This is a genomic window from Rhizobium mongolense subsp. loessense, assembly GCF_900099775.1.
Classification (GTDB): Bacteria; Pseudomonadota; Alphaproteobacteria; order Rhizobiales; family Rhizobiaceae; genus Rhizobium; species Rhizobium loessense.
In genome coordinates, this window is record NZ_FMTM01000012.1 from 119,340 (window position 1) to 141,975 (window position 22,636).

Genomic DNA, 22,636 nt, shown 5'->3' on the forward strand with positions numbered 1-22,636 from the left:
TCTGTTCATGACGAACCAAATGGAAAACGGGAAGATGGCCCATTGATGAAGCAAAGCCTGTTCCTGCCTTCAGGGTGCCGCCTGGAATTTTGGGCCGCCGGCGACGGCTTTTTTCGTATCGACATTGATGGGAAAGCAGTTTGGCAGGCCATGTCATTTGCGTCCCATCCGGAGTTTTTCACGTATCATCACAGGGAAGCCTGCGAGGTCACTATTGTCACCAATTCGCCGGACGCTATTCTTTGGGCCTATGCCTATCAGCCTCACATCGTGAACGAGACTGGTATAACAGTTCTTGAATTTTCCGAAAAAGAAATACTTCAACGCACCGGTGCGGAAATTGAAGAATGGCTTCGGTCAGATACGGATCGGCCCGCGCTTCATTTTTCGCCAATCCGGCATTGGATGAACGACCCCGTAGGTCTCTGCAAGATCGGCGAGCTATGGCACCTTTTTTATCAATTCCATCCCTGCGGCAGTGATTGGGGGCCAATGCACTGGGGACATGCGACCAGCAGCGATCTGATCAAGTGGCTTCACATGCCGGTATTTCTGCATCCAGAACAGAACCTGTGGCGTCTCGGCGCAACAGGCGGCGCGTTCTCCGGCAACGCCTTTCGGGATCGAGATGGACGCTTGATGTTTTTCTACACCGAACGCCTGCCAGCCTACGACCTTTTCAAGGGTTATCGGGAAATTCAGAAAATCGCCCGCCCAGATCGGTGGATGATCAAGGCGGAAGGCATCGTGACCGTATTGGAAGATCGGCCTGAGGGAGTCGAGCACGACTTTCGCGATCCGAAGGTTTGGTGGGATGACACCGCCGGGGCCTACCGTATGGTGCTCGGCGCTTCCCTGCACGGCGACCCGGCCGTCTTGCTTTACGGTTCCGGCGATCTGTTGGAATGGAGCTATTTGGGCCCGCTCTATCGGGCACCCTCGCATTTTCGTGCTCAAGGTGCCAGGGCGGTTGAGTGCCCGGACTTCTTTCCGATCGACGGCAAATGGGTACTGATCATGGGTTTCGTCGGCCATCTCGAACCCGAAAGCGGACGACATAATCTTCTTTACGGCCTGGTTGGCGACTTTGAAGACGATCGTTTCATTCCTGGCTCTGGTACGTTGCAACTCCTTGATTTTGGGACTGACTTCTATGCCATGCAAAGCTTCTCGGCGGCCGGGAGGCAGATTGCCTTCGCATGGCTCTTCAACTGGGAATTCCGAAAGCCTGTTGGCTCGCCGTACTCAGGGGAACTGTCCCTGCCAAGAGAGCTATTCCTGGATGACCACGACAGGATTTGCATGAAGCCGGCAAAGGAGTCCGAATCTGCGTTCACGCTTTTCCTAACCGAATCTCTTCAGTCGGCCGTCTATAATCTGCCAGCACAACCTGTCGACATAAGGCTACAAGGCGATCTAAGCGATATCGAGATTGTCGCGACGCAATCGGGCGACCTGTCGTTTGTTGTTTCAGTCAGGGAACAAAAGTTGTCGGTAAGACTACCACAAGATGATGGGTCCATCCAATACGGGGTTGCGACACCGATTCTAACGGACCTGCGGATCATCCATGATCGAGGCATCATCGAAATCTTCGCCGATGGGTGTGCCGTGGCCGGCACGCGGCGTAATTACGTGAATACCATACCCGACTTGATCTCCATCGAAGCAATTCGACCAACGCATGTCTCGTTTTTTGTGGCCTCGGGCGATTGGGGTGAATAGAGGAAATAACTAGGATCCAGCTTCGTCAGTTCAGTTTTGCCGTTAGCTGGTGTGCCCGCCATAAACCGAGGAACGTCGAGAAGCTGTGTTATTCTCTTCTGAAGAGCTGGCCTATCGAAACCGTTCACGAACGGTTGCCGCATCTAAGCGATGGAGACACAAATATTCGCAGCTAGACTGGGATCTTGCCAGCGTCCACCCGCCGAAAGCGATCGTTGCCTCAGGCGGTTTCAATGGATCGTCCGAACCTGTGTTCGTGTGGAGTATGGATTTGACGCAGTCTTGGTAATGGAACATACCGTCACGCCGCGCCGATTAGGCGAACTTTGAGCCGCTAGATCTCGGCTCTGCCGTACATGCCTTTCGACCATTTTGAGCGTGTTGACCTGTTCCTCGAACTGACCATTTGACCACGGTTCCGCGATCGCCGGCATGACGGCATTGCTGACCTCGTACCTGCACGAAGGATCGATCGACAGCACAAGTTCGCCTGCGGGATTAGATCGTCTGGGAGGATTGTCTCCGCCTTCGGCTCAATGGCGATAGCGGTCTGGAGTAAGCCGCCGGATTGGGCGATCTCGGATCGCATTGTTGGTACCAATGCTGGTTGAACGCTGGGCATGAGTGCGGACAGACAGGCCTGTATACTTAGTTGCCTAGGCAGACAGAACGGTATAAAGTTTTGCCATTATCCGACGATCAAGGGATCTGTGATGCGCAATAAGGGAGTGGCCGTGACCGGCGCAAGGAGCAGCTTCCCGAAGCGCTCGGTGCTGTATCTGGCCCGGCTGGGATAAAATGTCGTGGCGGCTATGCGCGACACCGTCGGTCGTAACAGGCAGATCCTCAACGGATTGATCGCGACAGCTCGGGCGGAAGCTGATCCAGTGCAGGCCTTCAGTCACAGGAGCTACTATGTATAAAGGCAGTTGCCTCTGCAGCACGGTGAAATACGAAGTTCGCGGAGATCTTGGTCCAGCAATCTATTGCCACTGTTCACGATGTCGCAAAGCGACTGCAACCGCGTTTGCGACCAATGCAGCCGTTGCGGCCAGCGACTTTGTGATCATCGAGGGCGAGTCGTCGTTGAAGGCCTTCGATTCTTTGCCAGGTGTCCAACGCTTCTTTTGTTCCAATTGCGGTTCACCGATCATAAGTCGCCGCGATACGATGCCGGAGGTGGTGCGTTTGCGGTTGGGGACGCTCGATACGCCGCTGCCGGCGCCGCCGGCCGCACATTATTTCGTCGCCTCGAAGGCTGAGTGGTACGAGATACACGACGGGTTGCCACAGTTTGCGTAACGTCAACACGATGCTGCAGGCGGAAGTAGCTAGACGAACCATTCCGTTCGCCCTCTTTCCGTGGTTGTCCGTTCGTGAAGGGGCTGGCCGAATTTGGACCGGAGGCTAACTCCCCTGACGTACAGACGACCATCGCCTTCTATTTTAAGGCCTTGCATGAATTCGTTGCCTCACTCATCGAGCCCCTGGCATTGAGCGACCCCGAAAAAGCCGTGATCCAGATCTTGTCGCTCATCCAGGGCTCGATTGTGATGGCGCAATCGACGCCCGATCCTGGACTTGTCAAGACAATCCGCGATGCAGCCAGAGTGTTGCTCGAGAATGCGTTGACCGCGTCGTCTGAAACCTGAAGTTCGTGAGGTTATGAGTAAACGGCCCCGCCGTGAGCATAGCTCCGAGCTATTTCATCTCCTGGCATTGATTCCAACCGGGGCGCTCGACGCGAGCGCCTAGGTGAGGATCAAGAATAACGGAATTGGACTTCGAGGCTGACGCGTTCGCACCCATCGTTGATTTTCATAGGCCGATGACAGTCGTGCTCGTGACCAGCATCACGATCAGCCAATTTCTAGATCAGCTCCCAAAACGCCTCCGCAATAGCGGTCATCCGCTTTCGAGGGCGGATAAGAACGATCTTCACGCTAACGGCCCATTCATCCGACGCAGCCTTCGTCAGCCGGCCTTTTGGCCCCAGTTCGTCCGCAGCAAGGCTTTCGGGTATCCAGGCCACACCCTTCCCATCGACTGCCAACGCTTTTAGCACCATCGCAAGATGGGACGTAAAGACTGTTTTGAGATGAAGCTCGCCGAGTCTGGACGACAGGTTCGAGGCAAGGATGCGCCCCATGCCGGACTTCTCTTCGAATGCAATCTCGGCAACCGGAGCCTCCTGCGTACCGGGCAGATGATGAAGCGCACCACCTTTCCCATCCTTGCCACAGACGGGAATTAGCCGATCTGTCGACAGCTCGACATGTTTGAAGTCCGCCGCGTCCAGGCGAATTTTGCTGTTCTCGTGGTAATGGCACAGGAGAAACTGGGCCCGCCCCTCCAACATGATCTTCTCGCATTCGTTCATGTTATCGGACAACAGTCGAATAGGCATGGTCGAGGTGACATGCCCGAGGCCTTGTATCCAGCCTGGGAAGAACACGAATGACAGCGCGTGGGTCGCGGCGAAGGTCACTGTCGAAGAATCTACCCGTGTACGATCCAGGTCTTGCCTCACCCGTTCCAGTCGGTTGGCAACATCGTTGGCCGCATCCAGCACTATTTCTCCCGCTGCCGTCAGCTTCAGGCGGTGCGTGGATCGATCTACCAATTCCAACCCACACCATTCTTCCAGGGCTCGAATACGACGGCCAAACGCTGGCTGCGTGACGTTGCGATTTTCGGCCGCACGGGAAAAATTCAGTGTTTCTGCCAGAGCCTGAAGGTCGGCCAGCCAAACAGTCTCCATCCTGTCATACCTCAGTGAGCCATGCCGCCACCGCACCGAGATACATCCAGTTCCCCCACGAAATCAAGATGAATGCTGGCGCCCGAGAGCAATGTTCAGTTTTCGCTATGCCAAAACGGCACCAATAGAGCCCGTATCGGCATTGGACGAGGTGCCTCCCTTGTCCTTATGACATGCCCCTGTGCGGAGGAACGCATCTAAACAGGGAGGAGAGACCAATGGCTAAACGTCTGTTGAGTCAGCTTTACATACAGGTGTTGATCGGCATCGGGGTCGGTATCATCCTCGGGCTTTTTACTCCCGATATCGCCACGAAATTGCAGCCTTTGGCCGATGGCTTCATCAAACTGATCAAGATGCTGCTTGCGCCGGTCATCTTCGGCACTGTCGTCCTCGGCATCGCCAAGATGGGCGACATCAAGGAGGTCGGAAAGATCGGCGCACGGTCTCTGATTTACTTCGAGGTCGTTTCGACGATCGCGCTCGTTATCGGGCTGATCGTCGTCAACATCATGCAGCCCGGCGTCGGCATGAACATCGACGCAAGCAAGATCGACGCCAGCACGATCTCAATCTACCAGCAGACTGCCCAGCAACAGGGCGGCGTCATCGAGTTCTTCATGAACGTGATCCCAACAACGATGGTCGATGCATTTGCAAAGGGCGCAATGCTTCAGGTCATCCTGATCGCCGTGCTGATGGGCTGCGCACTTGTCCAGCTCGGCGAGAAAGCCAGGCCCGTCGTCGATCTCTTCGATTCCCTGCTCCAGGCTCTGTTCCGGATCGTCGGCATGATCATGCGCCTGGCGCCGATCGGCGCCGGCGCCGGGGTCGCCTATACGATCGGAAAATACGGCGTCGGCTCGCTCTGGGCTCTCGGGCAGTTGATGCTGGGCGTCTACCTGACGTCGGCCCTGTTCGTGATCGTTGTCCTCGGATCGATCGCCCGTTGGTCGGGGTTCCCGTTGCTGCATTTCTTCCGGTACTTCAAGGACGAAATCCTGATCGTGCTTGCGACCTGCTCGTCGGAAGCCGTACTGCCGCGGATGATGGCGAAGCTGGAGAAGCTCGGCTGCAAGAAATCCGTGGTCGGACTGGTGCTGCCGACCGGATACACATTCAACGCCGACGGCACCTGCATCTACCTGACGATGGCCGCCGTCTTCGTCGCCCAGGCGACCAACACGCCGCTCGGGATCGAAGGCCAGCTTGTCATCCTGGGCGTTCTGCTGCTCACCTCGAAGGGGTCGGCAGGCGTCGCGGGAGCGGGTTTCGTCACCCTCGCGGCAACTCTCTCTAGCTTCCATGCCATTCCGGTCGCCGGTCTTGTCCTTCTGCTTGGCGTCGATCGCTTTATGAACGAGGCCCGCGCCGTCGTAAACCTGATCGGCAACGGCATCGCCACCATCGCGATCGCAAAATGGGAAGGCGCTCTCGACCAGGAGACGGTCGCCGCTGTCATCTCCGAGCAGCGCGGCGAACGTCCCCGAAACATCACCGCATCACCCGCCGAACTGGCGTCCCGATAACAAACACATCGAACAAGTACCGAACGGAGAATGCTATGCGTATCCTTGATGTTTGCGAAGTTACGAAGCCAATCGCTTCGCCAATCCGTAATGCCTATATCGACTTCAGCAAAATGACGGCTAGCCTGGTTGCCATCGTCACCGACGTCGTCCGTGACGGTCGCCGTGTTGTCGGCTACGGCTTCAACTCGAACGGTCGTTATGGCCAGGGCGGCCTGATCCGTGAGCGCTTCAAGGACCGTATCCTCGAAGCCTCCCCGGAAAGCCTGATGAATGACGCGGGCACCAATCTCGATCCGCACAAAATCTGGGCGACGATGATGATGAACGAGAAGCCCGGGGGGCATGGCGAGCGGTCTGTCGCCGTCGGTACCCTCGACATGGCGATATGGGATGCGGTTGCAAAGATCGAGGGCAAGCCGCTCTTCCGCCACCTTGCAGAACTGAAGGGCCGGGAAGCCAATCCGAAGGTTTTCGTCTATGCGGCTGGCGGTTACTACTATCCGGGTAAGGACAACAGCGCGCTTCGCAAGGAGATGCGCAGCTATCTCGACCGTGGCTATAACGTCGTGAAGATGAAGATCGGCGGGGCATCAATCGATGAGGATCGCGGTCGTATCGAATCTGTCCTCGAAGAGATCAGCTCCCAGGCCCGGCTAGCGGTGGATGCCAACGGTCGCTTCGATCTTGAGACCGGCATCGCTTATGCCAAGATGCTGCGCGACTACCCGCTCTTCTGGTACGAGGAAATCGGCGATCCGCTCGACTACGCCCTGCAGGCGGCAATTTCCGAGTTTTACGACGCCCCGATGGCAACCGGCGAGAACCTGTTCTCCCACCAGGATGCCCGCAACCTGCTGCGTTATGGCGGCATGCGTGCCGACCGCGACTTCTTGCAATTCGATTGCGCCTTGTCCTACGGCCTCGTGGAATACCTTCGGACCCTTGATGTCCTGCGCCAATTCGGCTGGTCGCCTTCTCGCTGCATACCACATGGCGGCCACCAGATGTCCCTCAACATTGCGGCAGGGCTTGGTCTCGGCGGCAATGAAAGTTACCCGGACCTGTTCCAGCCCTATGGCGGCTTCCCGGATGGCGTGAAAGTCATCGACGGACACATCACCATGCCGGAACTGCCGGGCATCGGCTTCGAGGGCAAGTCCGACCTCATCAAGGTCATGCGCGAACTCGCTGAGTAAGATCAACGGAGTGGGTGAAAACTTTCGCCCCCTCCAGCTCACGCTTCATGGGTGCCTGCCAAGAAGCCGCAATCCCTAGACGCATCCAACGGAGGCGCCTGTCAGCTCCGGGCTATATCTACGTTCGGCCCAGGCGACGAACGACGCATGTCACGCCGCCTGAAAACCCAATCGATGAGTTCCGCCATTGATGGACCTAAGGCGACCCCTATCTCACTGAGTGCATATTCGACCCTTGGCGGAACCTGGGGATAGAGTGGCAAACTCGCGGGCCTGACACAATCGATCATCCGGAGGTGGTTGCCTGAGGCGGGCAGGCTTCATTGCATTTCGATTAGCTGGACTTCCGGAAGACATGGTGGTGATCGATACGTTTAACCACTACCCATGCGTGACACCGAGATTGCCGATATAGAAGCAGGCGAGGTCGAGAGTGTCTGAGTATTTCAGACAACTCGGCCGACCTGTTGCAAAGGCTTGGTGCGCTATCGGCTCGGATACTCTCGCCCGATTGGGAAACCTGCCGGCCACCCGGGTCCGGTTGCAACGGAAATGAACGTGATCGACATGTCGCCATGGCGCTTGTTGGCGATAGGGGGTTCGACGCCGTCGATGATGGAGCAATTTCGGAATCGTGGTGCCAACAATCGGGCTCGCCCGTATACTCTACGGACTTCACTAGAATTGGCATGCCCGATGCACTCGCCTCCGGGGAAAGATCTAAATTGCCAAAGCGGCGAGACCTTTCCGCCGCTGCGGTTCAAAAGAAGCCTGGCGATACGAAGAGCAATCGCATTGCGGAATATCTCGTGCGTTTGAACAGGGCCTTGTTCATGTAGATCGCAACCTTCTGTATCCGTCGTTCTAGCCCCTAGCGATGATTTTCGGAAATCTTGCGAAGATGATCTCTTATAATCGCGCGAAACTCTCCAAATGTTTGAAACCCAATGTGCTGTGCAAGTCGGTGAACCGTCGTTTGAGAAACCCTGCAATTGCGCGCAATCGCAGCGGCACTTTCGAATGCAATCATTTCCGGCCGTTCTATGATCTGCCTCGCGACCTGCTCGAGACTGCTGGGAAAGACGATCTGCCGTTTGGCGATCAGGTACTTCAATTCCTGCAGTGTCGCGGGAGGACGGCGATTTCTATCCTGCAGCATTGCGCTTCACCTTCCAAAGAACCGTCTTCAGTAATCCCGGTGCGATCCAGACGCATGTCTCGGGGCAGCACGTCATCACCGGTGGCGATGCGGCGATGTGAGAACAGGCCGCATCGCATCGAAGCTTGTTAATCGACCTGCACCGGTCTGCCCGTCTGCCAGCTCACGGTGGCGGCCTCCGCCAGTTTCTGAGCCTGAAGCCCGTCAAGTCCGCCGGGCTTCGGCGAGCGGTCGCCGCTGTCGATCGCATCGATGAAGGCATTGATCTCGTAGGCGTAAGCCTGGGCGTAGCGTTCCAGGAAGAAATATTGGACGGGATCGCCGCTGACACCGCTCGCATTGGAAAGCTCGACGCTGGTTGCATGGATATTCTTCGCCGCAAGCATGCCGGCAGCTCCATGGACTTCGATGCGCTGGTCGTAGCCGTAGGTCGCCCGGCGCGAATTGGTGATGACGGCAATGCGTCCGGAAGCCGTCTGCATCTGTACGGCCGCGGTATCCACATCGCCCTCGGCCCCGATCGACTTGTCAACGAGCGACGATCCGAGCGCATTCACGACGACGAACTCTTCCCCTATGAGGAAACGGGCCATGTCGAAGTCATGGATCATCATGTCGCGGAACAGACCACCGGAGGATTTGACGTAATCGGCCGGCGGCGGCGTGGGATCTCGGCTGGTGATCGTCACGATCTCGATGTCGCCGATATCGCCGCGGCGCAGGCGCGTCTCGACGCTGGCGAAGTTTGGGTCAAAGCGGCGATTGAAGCCGATCATCAAGGTCGACTTGTTCTTCTCGACGACATCGAGGCAGGCATTGATGCGCTCGACCGACAGGGACACCGGCTTCTCGCAGAGGATTGCCTTGCCGGCCCTCGCGGCCGCCTCGATCAGATCGGCATGGCTGGGCGTCGGCGTCGCAATGAGGATCGCATCGACGCTTGAGGATTTGATGACATCCTCCGCGTCGGCAACTTCGGCACCCGTCTGTGCCGCAAGCGCCTCTGCCGATGCTTTGAAAGCGTCGGCCACGTAAGCGAGGTTCGCCTTCGGGTTCGCCGCGATGGTCGCGGCATGCACCTTGCCTATCCGGCCGGCGCCGATCACTCCAAATTTGATCATTGTTATCTCTCCATGATATGTAAGTGTTGACTATCGAAATCTTCAAACCGTGAAGGCGTCGCGGAAACGGGCAAGCGCCGTCTCGTCATCGCCGGAGGCCCAGGCCTCCATGCCGATCGTGCCGCGATAGCCCATGTCCTTGAGCGCGCGGGCGATTGCCTTGTAGTTGATCTCTCCGGTGCCCGGTTCCATACGGCCGGGAACATCCGCCACCTGGATTTCACCGATATAGGGCAGAGCGCGCCGGCATAATTCGATCAGATTTCCTTCACCGATCTGGGCGTGATAGAGGTCGAGATTGAGCTTCAACGCCGGTCGGTTCACCGACGAAACGAGAGCAAGCGTGTCTTCCGCCTTGGCAAAAGGTGTCTTAGGGTGATCGACGGCTTCATTGAGGTTTTCGAGCACGAAGGTGACACCCTCTTTTTCACCGAGGTCGGCGATGCGGTTGAGCGTATCGCGCGCCTTGAGCCACATGGCGCCCGTCACCTTGTCGGCCTTGACCAGGGGCAGGCCCTGACCGTCGAGACCGGTCCCATGCAGGTTGAGGCGTGGGCAGTTGATTTCCCTGGCGATCGGGATCGATCGCTTCGCGGTTCGCAGCAAGTCGTCGGCGCCCTCGTCATCGGCGAGCGTGCCGGTCACATAGCCCGTCATCGACGAGAAGGTCGCTCCTGATCTTGCAAGTGCGGCGATGTCATGTTTCGTCCAGTCCCAGATCTCGGCGTGAAAGCCGAGTTCGGTGATGCGCTTGAGCCTGTCGACGACAGGAAGCGACTTGAAGACCATCTCGGCGCAGACCGCGAGCGTGAAGGGGGATGAGGCATTCGACGAGCCGTCGTTCATGACCGTATTCCATGTTGATGATTGAGTGAAAGGCGGCGGTCTTTGAGAGCCGGCCGGTCGCCGCCTTGGAAGCGTGCGGATTAGATCGTGCCGCCGAGCTCTTCGGAAAGTTGCTGCAGTTCCTTGCCGCCGGCCATGAGGTTTTGCAGCTCATCCATCGCGATATCAGCCTTGGCAAAGGTGCCAAGCGTCTGGCCGCGATTGAGGATGGTGAAGCGGTCCGCCACCGCATAGGCATGTCGGACGTTGTGGGTGATGAAAATGACGCCCAATCCATTCTGTCGAACCTGGTGGATGTATTTCAGCACCATCGAGGTTTGCGCTACACCGAGCGCCGAAGTCGGCTCATCGAGGATGAGGATCTTGGCGCCGAAGTAGACTGCACGTGCAATGGCAACGCATTGGCGCTCGCCTCCGGACAGAGTACCTACTGCCTGATTAGGGTCACGGATATCGATGCCGATTTTGCGCATCTCTTCACGGGTGACATTGTTGCAATGCGTGAGGTCGAGGTGGCGGAAGGGGAAGAAGCCTCTGCGAGGCTCCCGCCCCATGAAGAAATTGCGAGTAATCGACATCAGCGGGATCATGGCAAGATCCTGATAGACGGTCGCGATCCCCGCATCGAGCGCATCGCGCGGACTGCGAAAATTGACCGGCTTGCCATCGACGAGGAACTCGCCTCCGCTTGGGCGGACAACGCCGGAGAGCGTCTTGATCAAAGTGGATTTACCCGCGCCATTGTCTCCGAGGAGACAAAGTACCTCTCCGGCCGACACTTGCATCGATACGCCGTTGAGCGCAATCACGGAGCCGTAGTGTTTGATGATGTCGGTCACTTCGATGATCGGCGTTTGCTTGTGGACATCAGACATGATCAGCGCTCCCCGGTAACCTTGCGGCGAATGAAATTGTTGAAGAGAACGGCCAGCAGCAGCATCGAGCCCAGAAAGACCTGAAACCAGTCGGAGTCGAACTTGGTATAGGTCAGGCCAATCGAGACCGAACCGAAGATGATCGCGCCGAAGAAGGCGCCGATCGCCGAACCATAGCCGCCGGTCAGCAAGCACCCGCCGATGACGGCGGCGATGATCGCCTCGAACTCTTTCTGAAAGCCGCGTCTGGCGTCAGTCGAGCCGGCATCGAGCACAGTGATGATGGCGACCAGCGCCGCCGCGCATGCCGTCAGCGCAAACAGGCCGGTCTTGACCCTGTGGACCGGGACACCAGAATTTCTTGCAGCGTTGGGATCACCACCGGCGGCAAAGATCCAGTTGCCCATGCGGGTACGCAGCAGGACCCAGGTTGCAGCCAGCGCAAGCGCTACGAACCATAATACCGATACCGGAATACCCGTGACCTTCGGCATGCCGTTAGGGAATTTGTCGATAAGATCATGATCGGCAAGCCAGACAAAAGCGCCCTTCAGCGCATCGCCGGAAAAGAAGCCAAGCAGCGGACTGTCGCTGACCCGGTCGCCGATGCCGCGAAGCTGTGTCGAGCCACCGGTCGCCCATTTCAGGCCGACGAGCGTCAAGCCACGGAGAATGAAGAGGAATGCCAAGGTCACGATGAAGGACGGAAGGCGCGTGTGAATGACGATCTGCCCATTGATCGCCCCCATGAACGCGGCAAAAAGCATCGTCATGACGATGGCAACCGAAAGCGGCTGGCCGAAATTCGTGAGGATGACGCCGAAAATCAGTCCCGCAAAGGCCACCATCGAGCCGATCGAAAGATCAAACTCGCCGCCGATCATCAGAAGGGCCGCCGCAATGGCCAAAATCCCCAATTGCGATGCTGGCGCCATGATGGTCATCAGGCCGGAAAGCGAGAACATGGTACGGTCGGCGGTGAGAAAGAAAAAGACGATGACGAGAACAAGGCCAGCCACGGCACCAAGCTCAGGCCGCCGCATCATATGTGTCAGAAAACTTACTTGTTTGACGCGCTCATCGGCCTTCGGCGCAGCCGCCGTTCTCTGCTCAAGCGAAGCCATAACTCCTCCCACGGATCATAATTTAGGGTAGCGTTGGCGCTGCTCGGCAGCGCGGTCAGACAGCCAAACCCCCTCCCCATCAAGGGGGAGGAGATTCTGGGAGAATGCCTTTCGGCAATTCCGGTTAGCGAATGCCCTTGGCGGAAAGATCCACGACTTGGGCGGCCTTTTCCTTGGTGATAAGGTTCGGGCCGGATGGAACATTACCCCCGGGAATAAGCCCGTATTTGGCATAGTTGGCCAAGAATACGACCGGCAGATAGCCCTGCAGGAACTGCTGCTGATCGATCGCGAAGGCAGCCTTACCATCGGCCACGGCCTTCAGGAAATCAGCTGAAAGGTCGAATGTCGCCACCTTGATCTTGCCGGTCATTCCGACATCCTCGACCGCCGCCAGAGAGGGCTCGCCGGCGGTACCGGAACCAAGCGCCATGACAGTGTCGACAGCCGTATTGGAACTCAGCGCCGCCTTGACCTTCGCGCGGACATCAGCCGGATCGTTGCTGACCGGAAGAACCGTAACCTTGCCGCCGAAACCATCGGCAAAGCCTTTGCAGCGCAGGTCGAGCGAAACGTTGCCGACCTCCTGGTTCACACATAGGCCTTCCTTGCCGCCCATCTCATGCAGCTTCGCGCCGGCTGCCTTGCCGGCGGTATATTCGTCCTGGCCGACATGAAGAAGCGCTCCCAGTTCCTTGGAAACGTCGGAACCGGAATTGATGGAAATAACCGGAATGCCGGCGGCGACAGCCTTCCTGATCGACGGTCCGAGCGCGGAGGCATCGGGAATGGAGACGATGAGCCCGTCGGGCTTCTGATTGACGGCCGCATCGATGAGCTGCCCCATCGACACCATGTCGAAGGTTTCCGGAGCGCGGTAATCGACGCTGACGCCCATGTCCTTCGCCGCTGAATTGACGCCATTCTTGACGACGGACCAGAAAGGATCATTGGCCTGGCCGTGGGTGACGGCAACGATGTGAACGTCCGCGGCATTGGCGATTGCCGAAGAGCACATGAGCGCGGCAGCGATGGCTGCGCTCGTGAGAAGCGATTTCAAACCAAATTTCATTTTACCCTCCCAAAAAACAGTCCGCTCTACGCGAACCTCCCAGTGCTACCGGTTGCAACTCCATTTTGCACCCGGTAGCAAGCTCGATAAAACTACTTTATTGTCGACAAAAATCAAGCATCCATTCCATTTTTATTTTTTTGTGGAATATTCATTCCACTCAGGAGGAGACGGTCATGCGCAAACGGGCGACAGCGAAAGAGGTGGCGGAGGCTGCCGGCGTATCGAAGTGGACTGTTATCCGTGCATTCACACCCGGTGCCTCCATTACGGATGCCAGCCGACAAAAGGTGCTTCAGGCTGCCGAGGCCCTGAATTATTCGCCCAACCTTCTCGCCCGCAGCCTTGCGACCAACACCACCCATCAGGTCGCCGTCTTCGTCGACGACTTCGCCAATCCGCACAAGCTTCCGGTTCTGGAGATGTTGACCGAGCGCCTGCAGGCGGAGGGTCTGCTGACCGTATTAATCAACATCAACCGCCATTTCGATCACGTTCACGCGTTGATCAACGCAGACCAGCGGCAGTTCGATGCGGTGATCCTCTTCGGCACGGCCTTTCGCGAGGAAACGCTGGGTAATCGACGTCTTGGCCCAGGTTTCCCGCCGATGTTCGTACTTGCGAGGGACAGCCAAATCCCCGGCGTCCCCGCCATTGCCTGCGATGCCGAACTCGCTCTCAGCGAAATCGTCGACTATCTGTTCGACAAGGGCTATCGCCGTCCCGGCTTTATGACGGGGGCGAGAACCCTGTCGACGGCGCTCGGCAGGCGCCATCATTATACAAATTTCTGGTGGGCGAAAGGTATCGAAGGCGTGACAGAATTGGCTGCGGAGAGATATAGCGCGCAGGCCGGCGCCGAGGCGGCGCGTACCTATTTGAGCGCTACTTCGCCCGCATCGCGCATCGACGTATTGATGTGTGAAAATGACATATTGGCAATGGGAGCGATGGATGTCGCCCGGAGCGAATTCGGGCTCGCAATCCCGAAAGACCTGGCAGTCGTCGGCTTTGACAATATCGAGCTCGGAGGCGCCCCTGCTTATGGATTGACGAGCTACGAGCAGCCGGCCGTCGAGATGGTGGACGCCGTTGTCGCAATGATCGCCGGAAAGCGCGATGCCGAAATGGTTGTCATGCCGGGGCGGCTTGTGCCGAGGTCATCAGCATGAAATGTCGTGCCGGTGCTGCCAAGCCGATCAAGCATTCCCAATTTAACCGACCTAGGTGCTTCTACACTGATGGCGATCACATCGTACGAGCTACGTTCTTGGCTGAGTGCGCTCGTGCGAAATGGAGTTGATAGCGCTGCCACTTCATGCTGGCCCGATCGCTAGGTCACTACCATGTGCAACGGTAAACATGGATCGCAAAAAGTTCGACAGAGTTATTTTCGTGAAGCCGGCCGGCCGGAAGGCAAGCTGCAATAAGTGGGCGAAATGCCTGGCGGAGAATTCCTTTACGAGCACCCTAGCCAAATGCCCCAAGGCCGGGTTCTTCAGAACGATGCGCAATTTAGGCAATTTGCCGGCCGCCGCTCAATGGTATGACCACCCGTGAACCATGGTTGGCTGGCATTACGGACCCGGTCACACGAAGATCTAAGTCAAGCTTGAACTTTGAGATAAGTTCCCGAAGACGCCCACTTTCACTTGCAAGCCGTGCGCCTGCTGCGCTCGTCTCCTCGACCATGGCTGCGTTTTGCTGAGTGACGTAATCCATCTGGTTGACCGCCGTATTGACCTCATCAAGACCCACGGATTGTCCTTTCGATGATGTGGCAATCGAAGCCATATGCTGGTTCATCGCTACGATGTGGTCCTCAATTGTCCTCAATGCATCGCCCGTCTCGCGCACCAATTGGACGCCGTTTTGAACTTCCCTCGAAGCGTTGCGAATCAGCTCTTTGATTTCTTTCGCGGCCTGAGCCGAGCGCTGTGCCAATTCGCGCACTTCCTGAGCAACCACAGCGAAGCCCTTTCCTGAATCCCCAGCGCGCGCGGCTTCAACGCCGGCGTTCAGTGCGAGCAGGTTCGTCTGAAACGCAATCTCATCGATGACCCCAATGATATTGGAGATCTGGTCCGATGATTGTTCGATTTTTTGCATCGCATCTACCGCATCGGCGACAACCCTTCCGGATTGACTGGCGCTTTCGGTTGCCTCCATAGCCACCTGGCGCGCTTCCTCGGCGCGTTTGGAAGAATTCGCCACATTCACTGTGATCTCGTCGAGGGCAGAGGCAGTCTCTTCAAGAGACGCTGCCTGCTGTTCCGTCCGCTTGGAGAGATCGTCGGAGCTGGCACTGATTTCCCGGCTCCCAGTGTCGATTGCGTCAGCTGCTTCAGTGACAGCGCGCAGTGTCTCAGCCAGTTGAGCGACAGCGCCGTTGAAGTCGGCCCGAAGTGTCTCGAATTCGATCGCAAACGGGTTTTCCAACTGGAATGTCAGATCGCCACTGGCCAGATGCTTTAAGCCTTCTTCCAGCGCCCTCGTCGCCTGGGCCATGGCCTCGCCCCTTATCCGTTCGGCTTCTGCGTTCCGATGACGCTCCAGTTCAGACTGGTTTCGGTTCGTATCCGCCTCCTGTTGAAGCCTCAAATTTTCGACGGCATTCGCGCGGAAAATTTCGACTGCTGCGGCCATCTCACCCAGTTCATCCGATCGACCGGCATAGGGAACCGGGGAATCTGTATTACCCTCCGCGAGCCTTTTCATGGATACAGTGATAGTTTGGATTGGCTTTGCTACGCCAACGATTGCGAAGTATATCGCCGCAACGATGACCGCAAGGCAGAGCGAAATTATCAAATAAGTGATAGCCAGGGTCGATCGATAGGTTTCCGCACTGGCTCTTTGAGAAGCTGCCGCGCCGTCGGTATCCACGACGACGATCTCGCCAAGTAATTTTCGGATCTCGTTCTCTAGAGGCTGCATCCGCGTTTGCTGCAACTCGGTCGCTTGAGGGAGTTTTCTGGCCCGGGCGAGGGAAATTGCCATGTCGCCGAGTTTGTTCAAGTCGGCAAACAGCGCCTTGACCTTCGAGATCCGATCTCGGCCATAGTCGTCGCTGATGAGAACTTCATATTGAGCCACAGCTCCAAGGAACGCCGAATTTGCCGCCGAAATGCTTTGCTCCGAGGATTTCAGCGAGTCCAAGGTCAAAGCCATAATATAATTGTGATATCCAAGGCTCGCGTTGGAAAGTTCAATATTCATGTCCTTCGACAGCGCGACCTTTGGAAGCCACCTAGAGGTAATATCCTGGGTACGTTTATCCAAAGCGCCCATGCTCGACACCGAGACGATCGAAAATGCAATCACTGTTGTCGCAATAAGCGTTAGCGCACATGTGAGCGCGGCTTTGATGGTTGGACGTTTCATAAATGGCTCCCAGGCGACAAAACTGCTTGATCAAGGTGTGGCTGGAACAAGTTTGTTCCGCCGACGGCAAACGAACACGGCCTCATGCCGTCAGATGGCTTAGGAGAACGACGAAAGATCCAAACCGGCTGCATCTCGAAACGAGGCTGGGAAAGCATCCCTTCGCTGTCCTGCGAGACACAATAGAGGCCCCAATTGGTTGACAGAATTATACCGTCTACCAAAGCCGTTAAACTGCATTGCGCAGATAGGACGAACTTGCGCAATTTGAATAAATGGCAGCCGATCTACTTCCCACGCGCAGCGATTAACTGGGAGAGGCCGATCTTACTTTCGCGGCAAAGCCGCCTTACGTATAGCTAGCGGATTTTGGCCGTAGCGAAGGCGTATATGCGCGGCAAACTTGCCCGGATTTGAAAATCCCCACCGTCTTGCGATCTCATCCACGGTAACTGAGGGTGCTTCCGTCAGGAGATCCTTATGCGCGCGCTCAAGGCGGATTGCAAAAAGATAAGCCATCGGGCTGACACCAAGATATTTCCGAAACCCAAGCTGCAACGTACGAACGCTCGCTCCCGCAGCCGACGAAAGGTCCTCCAGAGTGATCCTCTGTAGAGCTCGGGCATTCATCCATGCGATGGCCCGCTTGATGTAGTAAGGTCTTGCGACATGTTGATGTGAGCGGGCATTATCCGTTGGCCAGCATTCTATGAACAGTGCGAGGAATGCTTCAATGAGCAAATGCGTGCCAATTGACACCTCCCCCTGCCGCTCCTCGCTTCCGGACGTTACCAAAAGTGTTGCCAACTGCCTCAGACGCTGAATCTTGATCTCATTGCAATCAACCACGGATCGTAACGCGGTTAGGTCGGCAGACAGTATGGAAAATTCGTCGGCAATAAGTCTAGAAAGGCGTGCTTCCTGAATCGAAACAACCACCTGTTTGGACTGTGGGCTCCAAACGGTGTGGTGGGCCTTATAATTCCGCAAAAGATAAGCTTGGCCGGCACTTGCCGCTACCGTTTCACAGTTCGTCGTGGACGTACATTGGCCCGCATCGATAAAGTGCAGCTCAAAGCGCTTGTCTGGAGTTTGCTCGGCACGGAACGCAAATCCAGATGAAGACCATTCGTTCCAAAAGTGGAGTTCTCCCACTCGCACAATCTCGACCGAATGTTCAAACCGCGTGACACCGTCTAGGAAGGAGTATCGCACCGGCATCAGTACGTCTGAAATAGCCTCACTCGAGAATCCGGGATCGGAACTTGAAAACGCGAACAAATTCGGGGCAGATTCGGGTTTTCTCGAGTTCACCGTCGGCCCCCCTGATTTTGGACAAATGTACCCTCAAGCCGCCGAGCTTTCGCTCGCTGCCTTGTAAGCGCGCAAGAGATTTTCTGGCTTACAGTCTGTGGCGATATCGAGGTCTCAAGCCACCCTTCTTCAGAACTGCAGCATAAGCCGTCATCACGCCATCTTTTCCCGCAGGAAGATGTCTGACTCTACATGGTCAGTCGCGATCAGTTTCCTTTGTTGCAACCAGTTTCGCCGCGGCCTCATTCGCTCTGGCCAAGGCGTTCTTCATTGCTGTTCCCACGGCCAGTTCGGCTGCAAGAACGCCGATAAATTCGTCACCTGCTCCGTGTGTGCTTTCTACCTTGATCTTCAAACCCTCGATCACAATCTCGCTTCCCTCACTGTTGGCATAGGCCACACCTGCGCCGCCGGCGGTGACCACGACCTCGGGGAAGATCCGCACAAGTGCGCGCGCAGCCTCAAGCGCGCCACCGAGTGTCTCGACCACGGGGACTCCTGCCAGCGTTTCGGCCTCGATGGCATTCACGACGATGATATCGATAAGTGGTTGTAGCTCGTTCGACAGGGCGCGCGCGGGTGCGGCATTAATCAACACACGACCGCCAGCAAGTTTTATAGCTTTTGCTGCCGCGATATTGGCCGCATCCGGAATCTCGTTTTGCAAAACCAGAATTGTTGTCCTACCAAGCAGTTCGCCCGCTGCCTCGACATCTTGATGGCCGAGCGTCAGGTTGCTCCCCGACACGATAACGGCGCCATAGTCCCCCTCGGCGTCGAAAATTGCGACGCTCATGCCCGTCGACTGTGATGCGTCACGCCGGACGAACGTGTGATCGACATGTCTTCGATGAAGGTTGGAAATCAGGAAGCGTCCAAAATCGTCGTCGGCGACCGCTCCGATCATCGAGGTGGGAACCCCTCTCCGAGCAGCCGAAACGGCTTGATTGCCTCCCTTCCCGCCGAATTTTGGGTGCCAGGACGTCCCGGCGACGGTTTCGCCCTTACGAGGGCGAGCCGGCCCAAAGACGGCTATATCATAGTGAAGGCTGCCGAAAACGGTGACGAGGGGCGAAGATGTCATGGAAGGCGATCTTTTCGTTTGGATTTGACGGCTGACATTGTGCGTTCGAGGTTGCGTTCGGCAGCTTGGTAGTCGCGCTGGGCAACGGCTACGAAGACCGCATCAAGAATGTTGAGCTGGGCAATACGTGCCGCCGCATTTTCCCCCATCAGCGGCGACCCTTGCGCCGTAGAACACAGAACCACGTCGGCGGACTGGGCGAGCGCCGAGGAATCGTAATTGGTGACGGCGATGGTCCTCGCACCATTCCGGCGGGCAAGTTGGAGCGCTTCGATCACCGCGGTCGTATTGCCGGAATGGGAGAAGCCGACAGCGATATCACCCTCGCCCAGCAGCGACGCCGACATCAACATAAGATGCGAATCGTCGAACACGTTGGCGCGAACACCGATTCGCAAGAATTTATGCGCCACGTCGCGCGCGATCTGGGCCGAGCCGCCCACCCCGTAAAAATCGCGGGTCACCGCTTTACGGATGAGATCGGCAGCACGGTCGAATGCTGCCATGTCGAGAATGGCAAGAGTTTCCTCGAGCGCGTGGATCGAGGTTCGAAAAACCTTCTGCACGATTTCCAGCGATGTATCGTCTACTGACAGCTCCTGATGCATTTCGGCCGTCGGTTGCTGGTTGTACTGGCTCACCGCGAAGCGAAAGTCCCGGAAGCCGGAAAAGCCGAGCTTCTTGGTGATCTTCACCACCATGGCCTCCGACACTCCGGCATCTTCAGCGATCTGCTTAAGCGAGGTTTCGTCGCTGAAGTCGCGCATGGCGAAGACGGTATCGACCACTTTTGCTTCGAGCGGCGTGAGCAGCGGCATCATCATCCGGATGCGTGGGCCCACTGCTTTCATGTCGAAGCTTTCAGTGTTCATTCTCGTCCCCTTATTCCCGTCCGCGTGTGGCGCGATCGATCATCATCGCGACGAGGATTATAAGGCCGGTTGCGAGCAGTTGATAGAAGGCTTGCACGTTCATCAGAGTCAAACCATTACGCATCGCGCCGAGGATAATTGCACCAAGGATGGTCCCGAAAATGCTACCCTTGCCGCCCATCAGAGATGCTCCACCGATCGCTGCAGCTGCAATCGCATCAAGCTCCCAAAGATTGCCGAGGATTGGCTCTGCGGCACCCAGACGACCGATCAGAATCAATGATGCAAGAGCTGCCAGACCACCGGAGATGACATAGGCGGTGATTTTTGTACGGGCGATTGGAACGCCTGCCACATATGCGGCCTCCTCGTTGCCGCCAACAGCCATCAAATATTCGCCAATGGGCGTCTTCTTGAGCAGGATCCAGGCAGTGAGGGCAACAACGGCCACGATGGCGACGGGCGCTGGAATACCCACAATGCTGCTATTGAACAGAGACCGGAAATCTGCCGGAATGCCGAGAACCGGATTGCCGCCCGTGTAAATGAGCGCGATGGCGCGATAGGTGCTCAGGGTCCCAAGCGTCACGATGAAGGGCTGCAGGCCAACATAGGCCACAAGCACGCCATTGATGAAGCCGCAGACGACCCCGATGCCCAATCCTGCAAGGATGGCTAGCGGGACAGGGGTGCCGGCAAGCAGAAGGGTCGCGGTGATGACGGCGGAGATGGCTGCGGTCGGGCCAACCGACAGGTCGATGCCGCCGGAAATGATAACAAGCGTCATGCCAAGCGCCAGGCACGCGTTGATGCTCGACTGTTGCAGGATGTTGACGAGATTGCGCTCTGACAAAAAGCCTGGAACTAGTGTGGCGAATACCGCCATAATGACGACAAGGCCGATTAATGTTCCCGCATCGCGCAGCGAAAATGAGAAGCGGTGGAAGACCGTCGCGGAGGTGATTTCGGAAGGCGAAGTGGTCATGGAATGTCCTAACAAATTCACGCAGGCTGCGCTGTTTGGCTATCGGCCGCAGCCGAGCTAGCACCCGGTATGGCATGTGCAACTATCTCGGCTTCAGACAGTCGATCGCGAGGAATATCGGCAGCAATCCGCCCCTCCCGCATCACAAGTACGCGGTCGGAGAGCCGGATCACTTCTGGAAGTTCTGAAGAAACGACGATGATCGCGTGACCTTCGCTGGCGAGATCCTCAATCAGGCGGTAGATCTCGGACTTGGCGCCGACGTCGATGCCACGGGTTGGCTCGTCGAAGAGAAGGATCTGCGATCTCGCAGCCAGCCAGCGAGCGATAATCGCCTTCTGCTGGTTGCCGCCGCTGAAAAGACGGATCGGGCGATCCAATTGGAATGGCCGCAGATTGACGCGCTTCAACAAGGTTTTCGCTGCTGTGCGAAGTTTTTCAGTGCCTATCATGCCGCCGGACGAGAAACTCGGCAGCGAGGCGAGAGCCATATTATGGGTGACGGAACGCAGAGGAATTATGCCTTCCCGCTTGCGCTCTTCGGGCACCAGACCAATGCCGGCGGCAATCGCCTCCCTCGGACTGGAAAGACTGACATGCTTGCCGTCAATCGCAAGGGAGCCCGCGCTCAGGCGATCGGCACCGGCGATCAATCGCAACAATTCAGTTCGGCCCGAGCCGACAAGGCCAGCAATCCCGAGCACCTCACCTTTGTGAAGAGAAAACGAGACGTCGCGAATCTTTGCCGACGAGGAAAGGTTCCTTGCTTCCAGCTTGATCGTCTTCGTGGCGAACGAATGATGCTCCTCCTGCATCAGCTCGCGTCCGACCATCATGGCGATAACGTCCTTTTCGGAGGCCGCTTTGAGATCGACCATCCCGACAAGCTTGCCGTCACGCATGACGCTGGCTCGCTGGCAGATGTGGAAAACTTCGTCCATCTTATGTGAGACGTAAATGATCGAGACGCCGCTGGCGGAAAGGCTTGCGATGACCTGCGCCAAACGGTCGAATTCGCTCGGCGTCAGGCTCGAGGTTGGTTCGTCCATCGCGATAACCTTCGCCTTGTCGAGCAAGGCGCGGCCGATTTCGACAATCTGGCGCTGTGCCACCTTCAAAGAGGAGATCGGCGCGGCTGGATCAATGCTCTTGTCGAGCATTGACAAAGCTTCGGCCGCGCGCATTTCCTGCTCACGGCGCGAGACGAACAGGCCGCCCATGCGGGTCAGCGATTGTCCGAGGAACATGTTTTGTGCAACGCTTAGATGCGGCACCTGCTGCAATTCCTGATGGATCATCGCGATGCCAGCTTGGCGGGCATCCATAGGCTTCTTGAAGGCCGCAGCCTCACCATCAACGAAAAACGTGCCGGACGTAGGGCGAAAAACGCCGGAGAGGATCCGCAGCAACGTTGATTTTCCGGCGCCGTTTTCGCCAAGCAGCCCGTGAATCTCGCCGGAAGCAATGTTGAAGGAAACATCTGTCAGGGCATTCACCCCCGGAAAGCTCTTCGAAATCGCTTCGAATCTCAGTCTCGGCACCATTTTTTCACCTCCTGGGGGAGAGAGATGCCGACCGGTCGCGGC

The 22,636-nt window shown here is 57.0% G+C and carries 20 protein-coding genes and 1 pseudogene; 7 read left to right on the top strand and 14 right to left on the bottom strand.

Features of this window, described 5'->3' with window-relative positions:
- Nucleotides 1–45: 45 nt before the first annotated feature.
- From BLP23_RS27790 to BLP23_RS27800, 3 genes are all read left to right on the top strand, one after another.
- Nucleotides 46–1,725: a glycoside hydrolase family protein gene (locus tag BLP23_RS27790; RefSeq protein ID WP_092587958.1), complete on the top strand. Its 1,680-nt coding sequence runs from the start codon at nucleotides 46–48 to the stop codon at nucleotides 1,723–1,725.
- A gap of 915 nt (nucleotides 1,726–2,640) precedes the next feature.
- Complete coding sequence (locus BLP23_RS27795) at nucleotides 2,641–3,027, top strand: GFA family protein (RefSeq protein WP_173412799.1); 387 nt, start codon at nucleotides 2,641–2,643, stop codon at nucleotides 3,025–3,027.
- Nucleotides 3,028–3,101: 74 nt separating this feature from the next.
- Nucleotides 3,102–3,377: a hypothetical protein gene (locus BLP23_RS27800; protein ID WP_407691811.1), complete on the top strand. Its 276-nt coding sequence runs from the start codon at nucleotides 3,102–3,104 to the stop codon at nucleotides 3,375–3,377.
- Nucleotides 3,378–3,595: 218 nt separating this feature from the next.
- Here the strand turns inward: BLP23_RS27800 and BLP23_RS27805 are convergent, their stop codons facing one another.
- Nucleotides 3,596–4,486, bottom strand: coding sequence for a LysR family transcriptional regulator (locus BLP23_RS27805; RefSeq protein WP_092587959.1), 891 nt, complete (start codon nucleotides 4,484–4,486; stop codon nucleotides 3,596–3,598).
- A 218-nt stretch (nucleotides 4,487–4,704) separates the two neighbouring features.
- Between BLP23_RS27805 and dctA the strand changes: the two genes are divergently transcribed.
- Both dctA and BLP23_RS27815 read left to right on the top strand, forming a co-directional pair.
- A complete protein-coding gene (gene dctA, locus BLP23_RS27810) occupies nucleotides 4,705–6,015 on the top strand; it encodes a C4-dicarboxylate transporter DctA (RefSeq protein ID WP_092587960.1) in 1,311 nt (436 codons plus the stop codon).
- A gap of 35 nt (nucleotides 6,016–6,050) precedes the next feature.
- Nucleotides 6,051–7,214, top strand: coding sequence for a mandelate racemase/muconate lactonizing enzyme family protein (locus BLP23_RS27815; protein WP_092587961.1), 1,164 nt, complete (start codon nucleotides 6,051–6,053; stop codon nucleotides 7,212–7,214).
- Nucleotides 7,215–7,315: 101 nt separating this feature from the next.
- Here the strand turns inward: BLP23_RS27815 and BLP23_RS27820 are convergent.
- Nucleotides 7,316–7,471, bottom strand: a pseudogene (locus tag BLP23_RS27820) (winged helix-turn-helix transcriptional regulator); the annotation flags it as partial.
- 614 nt (nucleotides 7,472–8,085) lie between these two features.
- Nucleotides 8,086–8,373, bottom strand: coding sequence for a MurR/RpiR family transcriptional regulator (locus BLP23_RS27830; RefSeq protein ID WP_092587964.1), 288 nt, complete (start codon nucleotides 8,371–8,373; stop codon nucleotides 8,086–8,088).
- On the opposite strand from BLP23_RS27830, the gene BLP23_RS33915 reads away from it, so the two are divergent.
- Nucleotides 8,337–8,474, top strand: a complete 138-nt coding sequence (locus tag BLP23_RS33915) for a hypothetical protein (RefSeq protein WP_167363994.1) — start codon at nucleotides 8,337–8,339, stop codon at nucleotides 8,472–8,474. The genes BLP23_RS27830 and BLP23_RS33915 overlap by 37 nt on opposite strands.
- Nucleotides 8,475–8,501: 27 nt before the next feature.
- Here the strand turns inward: BLP23_RS33915 and iolG are convergent, their stop codons facing one another.
- From iolG to BLP23_RS27855, 5 genes are all read right to left on the bottom strand, one after another.
- Nucleotides 8,502–9,494, bottom strand: a complete 993-nt coding sequence (iolG, locus tag BLP23_RS27835; RefSeq protein WP_092587965.1) for an inositol 2-dehydrogenase — start codon at nucleotides 9,492–9,494, stop codon at nucleotides 8,502–8,504.
- A gap of 42 nt (nucleotides 9,495–9,536) precedes the next feature.
- Complete coding sequence (locus tag BLP23_RS27840; protein ID WP_092587966.1) at nucleotides 9,537–10,340, bottom strand: TIM barrel protein; 804 nt, start codon at nucleotides 10,338–10,340, stop codon at nucleotides 9,537–9,539.
- Between the two features lie 80 nt (nucleotides 10,341–10,420).
- The gene (locus BLP23_RS27845) at nucleotides 10,421–11,215 is read right to left on the bottom strand and encodes an ATP-binding cassette domain-containing protein (protein ID WP_092587967.1); all 795 of its coding nucleotides are present in this window, start codon (nucleotides 11,213–11,215) and stop codon (nucleotides 10,421–10,423) included.
- 2 nt (nucleotides 11,216–11,217) lie between these two features.
- Nucleotides 11,218–12,339 carry an ABC transporter permease gene (locus tag BLP23_RS27850; protein WP_092587968.1) on the bottom strand — a complete coding sequence of 374 codons (1,122 nt, stop codon included), beginning with the start codon at nucleotides 12,337–12,339 and terminating at the stop codon, nucleotides 11,218–11,220.
- Nucleotides 12,340–12,463: 124 nt separating this feature from the next.
- Nucleotides 12,464–13,411, bottom strand: coding sequence for a sugar ABC transporter substrate-binding protein (locus tag BLP23_RS27855; RefSeq protein WP_092587969.1), 948 nt, complete (start codon nucleotides 13,409–13,411; stop codon nucleotides 12,464–12,466).
- Nucleotides 13,412–13,587: 176 nt separating this feature from the next.
- Between BLP23_RS27855 and BLP23_RS27860 the strand changes: the two genes are divergently transcribed.
- Nucleotides 13,588–14,583 carry a LacI family DNA-binding transcriptional regulator gene (locus BLP23_RS27860; protein WP_092587970.1) on the top strand — a complete coding sequence of 332 codons (996 nt, stop codon included), beginning with the start codon at nucleotides 13,588–13,590 and terminating at the stop codon, nucleotides 14,581–14,583.
- A gap of 343 nt (nucleotides 14,584–14,926) precedes the next feature.
- Here the strand turns inward: BLP23_RS27860 and BLP23_RS27870 are convergent, their stop codons facing one another.
- The 6 genes from BLP23_RS27870 to BLP23_RS27895 form a co-directional block, all read right to left on the bottom strand.
- Nucleotides 14,927–16,795 carry a HAMP domain-containing methyl-accepting chemotaxis protein gene (locus BLP23_RS27870; protein ID WP_092587972.1) on the bottom strand — a complete coding sequence of 623 codons (1,869 nt, stop codon included), beginning with the start codon at nucleotides 16,793–16,795 and terminating at the stop codon, nucleotides 14,927–14,929.
- A 327-nt stretch (nucleotides 16,796–17,122) separates the two neighbouring features.
- Nucleotides 17,123–18,109: a helix-turn-helix transcriptional regulator gene (locus BLP23_RS27875; RefSeq protein WP_139187126.1), complete on the bottom strand. Its 987-nt coding sequence runs from the start codon at nucleotides 18,107–18,109 to the stop codon at nucleotides 17,123–17,125.
- A 196-nt stretch (nucleotides 18,110–18,305) separates the two neighbouring features.
- Nucleotides 18,306–19,193: a PfkB family carbohydrate kinase gene (locus BLP23_RS27880; RefSeq protein ID WP_092587974.1), complete on the bottom strand. Its 888-nt coding sequence runs from the start codon at nucleotides 19,191–19,193 to the stop codon at nucleotides 18,306–18,308.
- Nucleotides 19,190–20,065: a MurR/RpiR family transcriptional regulator gene (locus tag BLP23_RS27885; protein ID WP_092587975.1), complete on the bottom strand. Its 876-nt coding sequence runs from the start codon at nucleotides 20,063–20,065 to the stop codon at nucleotides 19,190–19,192. Before BLP23_RS27885 ends, BLP23_RS27880 begins: the two co-directional genes overlap by 4 nt.
- Before the next feature lie 10 nt (nucleotides 20,066–20,075).
- Nucleotides 20,076–21,050, bottom strand: coding sequence for an ABC transporter permease (locus BLP23_RS27890; protein ID WP_092587976.1), 975 nt, complete (start codon nucleotides 21,048–21,050; stop codon nucleotides 20,076–20,078).
- Nucleotides 21,051–21,067: 17 nt separating this feature from the next.
- Nucleotides 21,068–22,594, bottom strand: coding sequence for a sugar ABC transporter ATP-binding protein (locus BLP23_RS27895; protein ID WP_092587977.1), 1,527 nt, complete (start codon nucleotides 22,592–22,594; stop codon nucleotides 21,068–21,070).
- Between the last annotated feature and the right edge of the window lie 42 nt (nucleotides 22,595–22,636).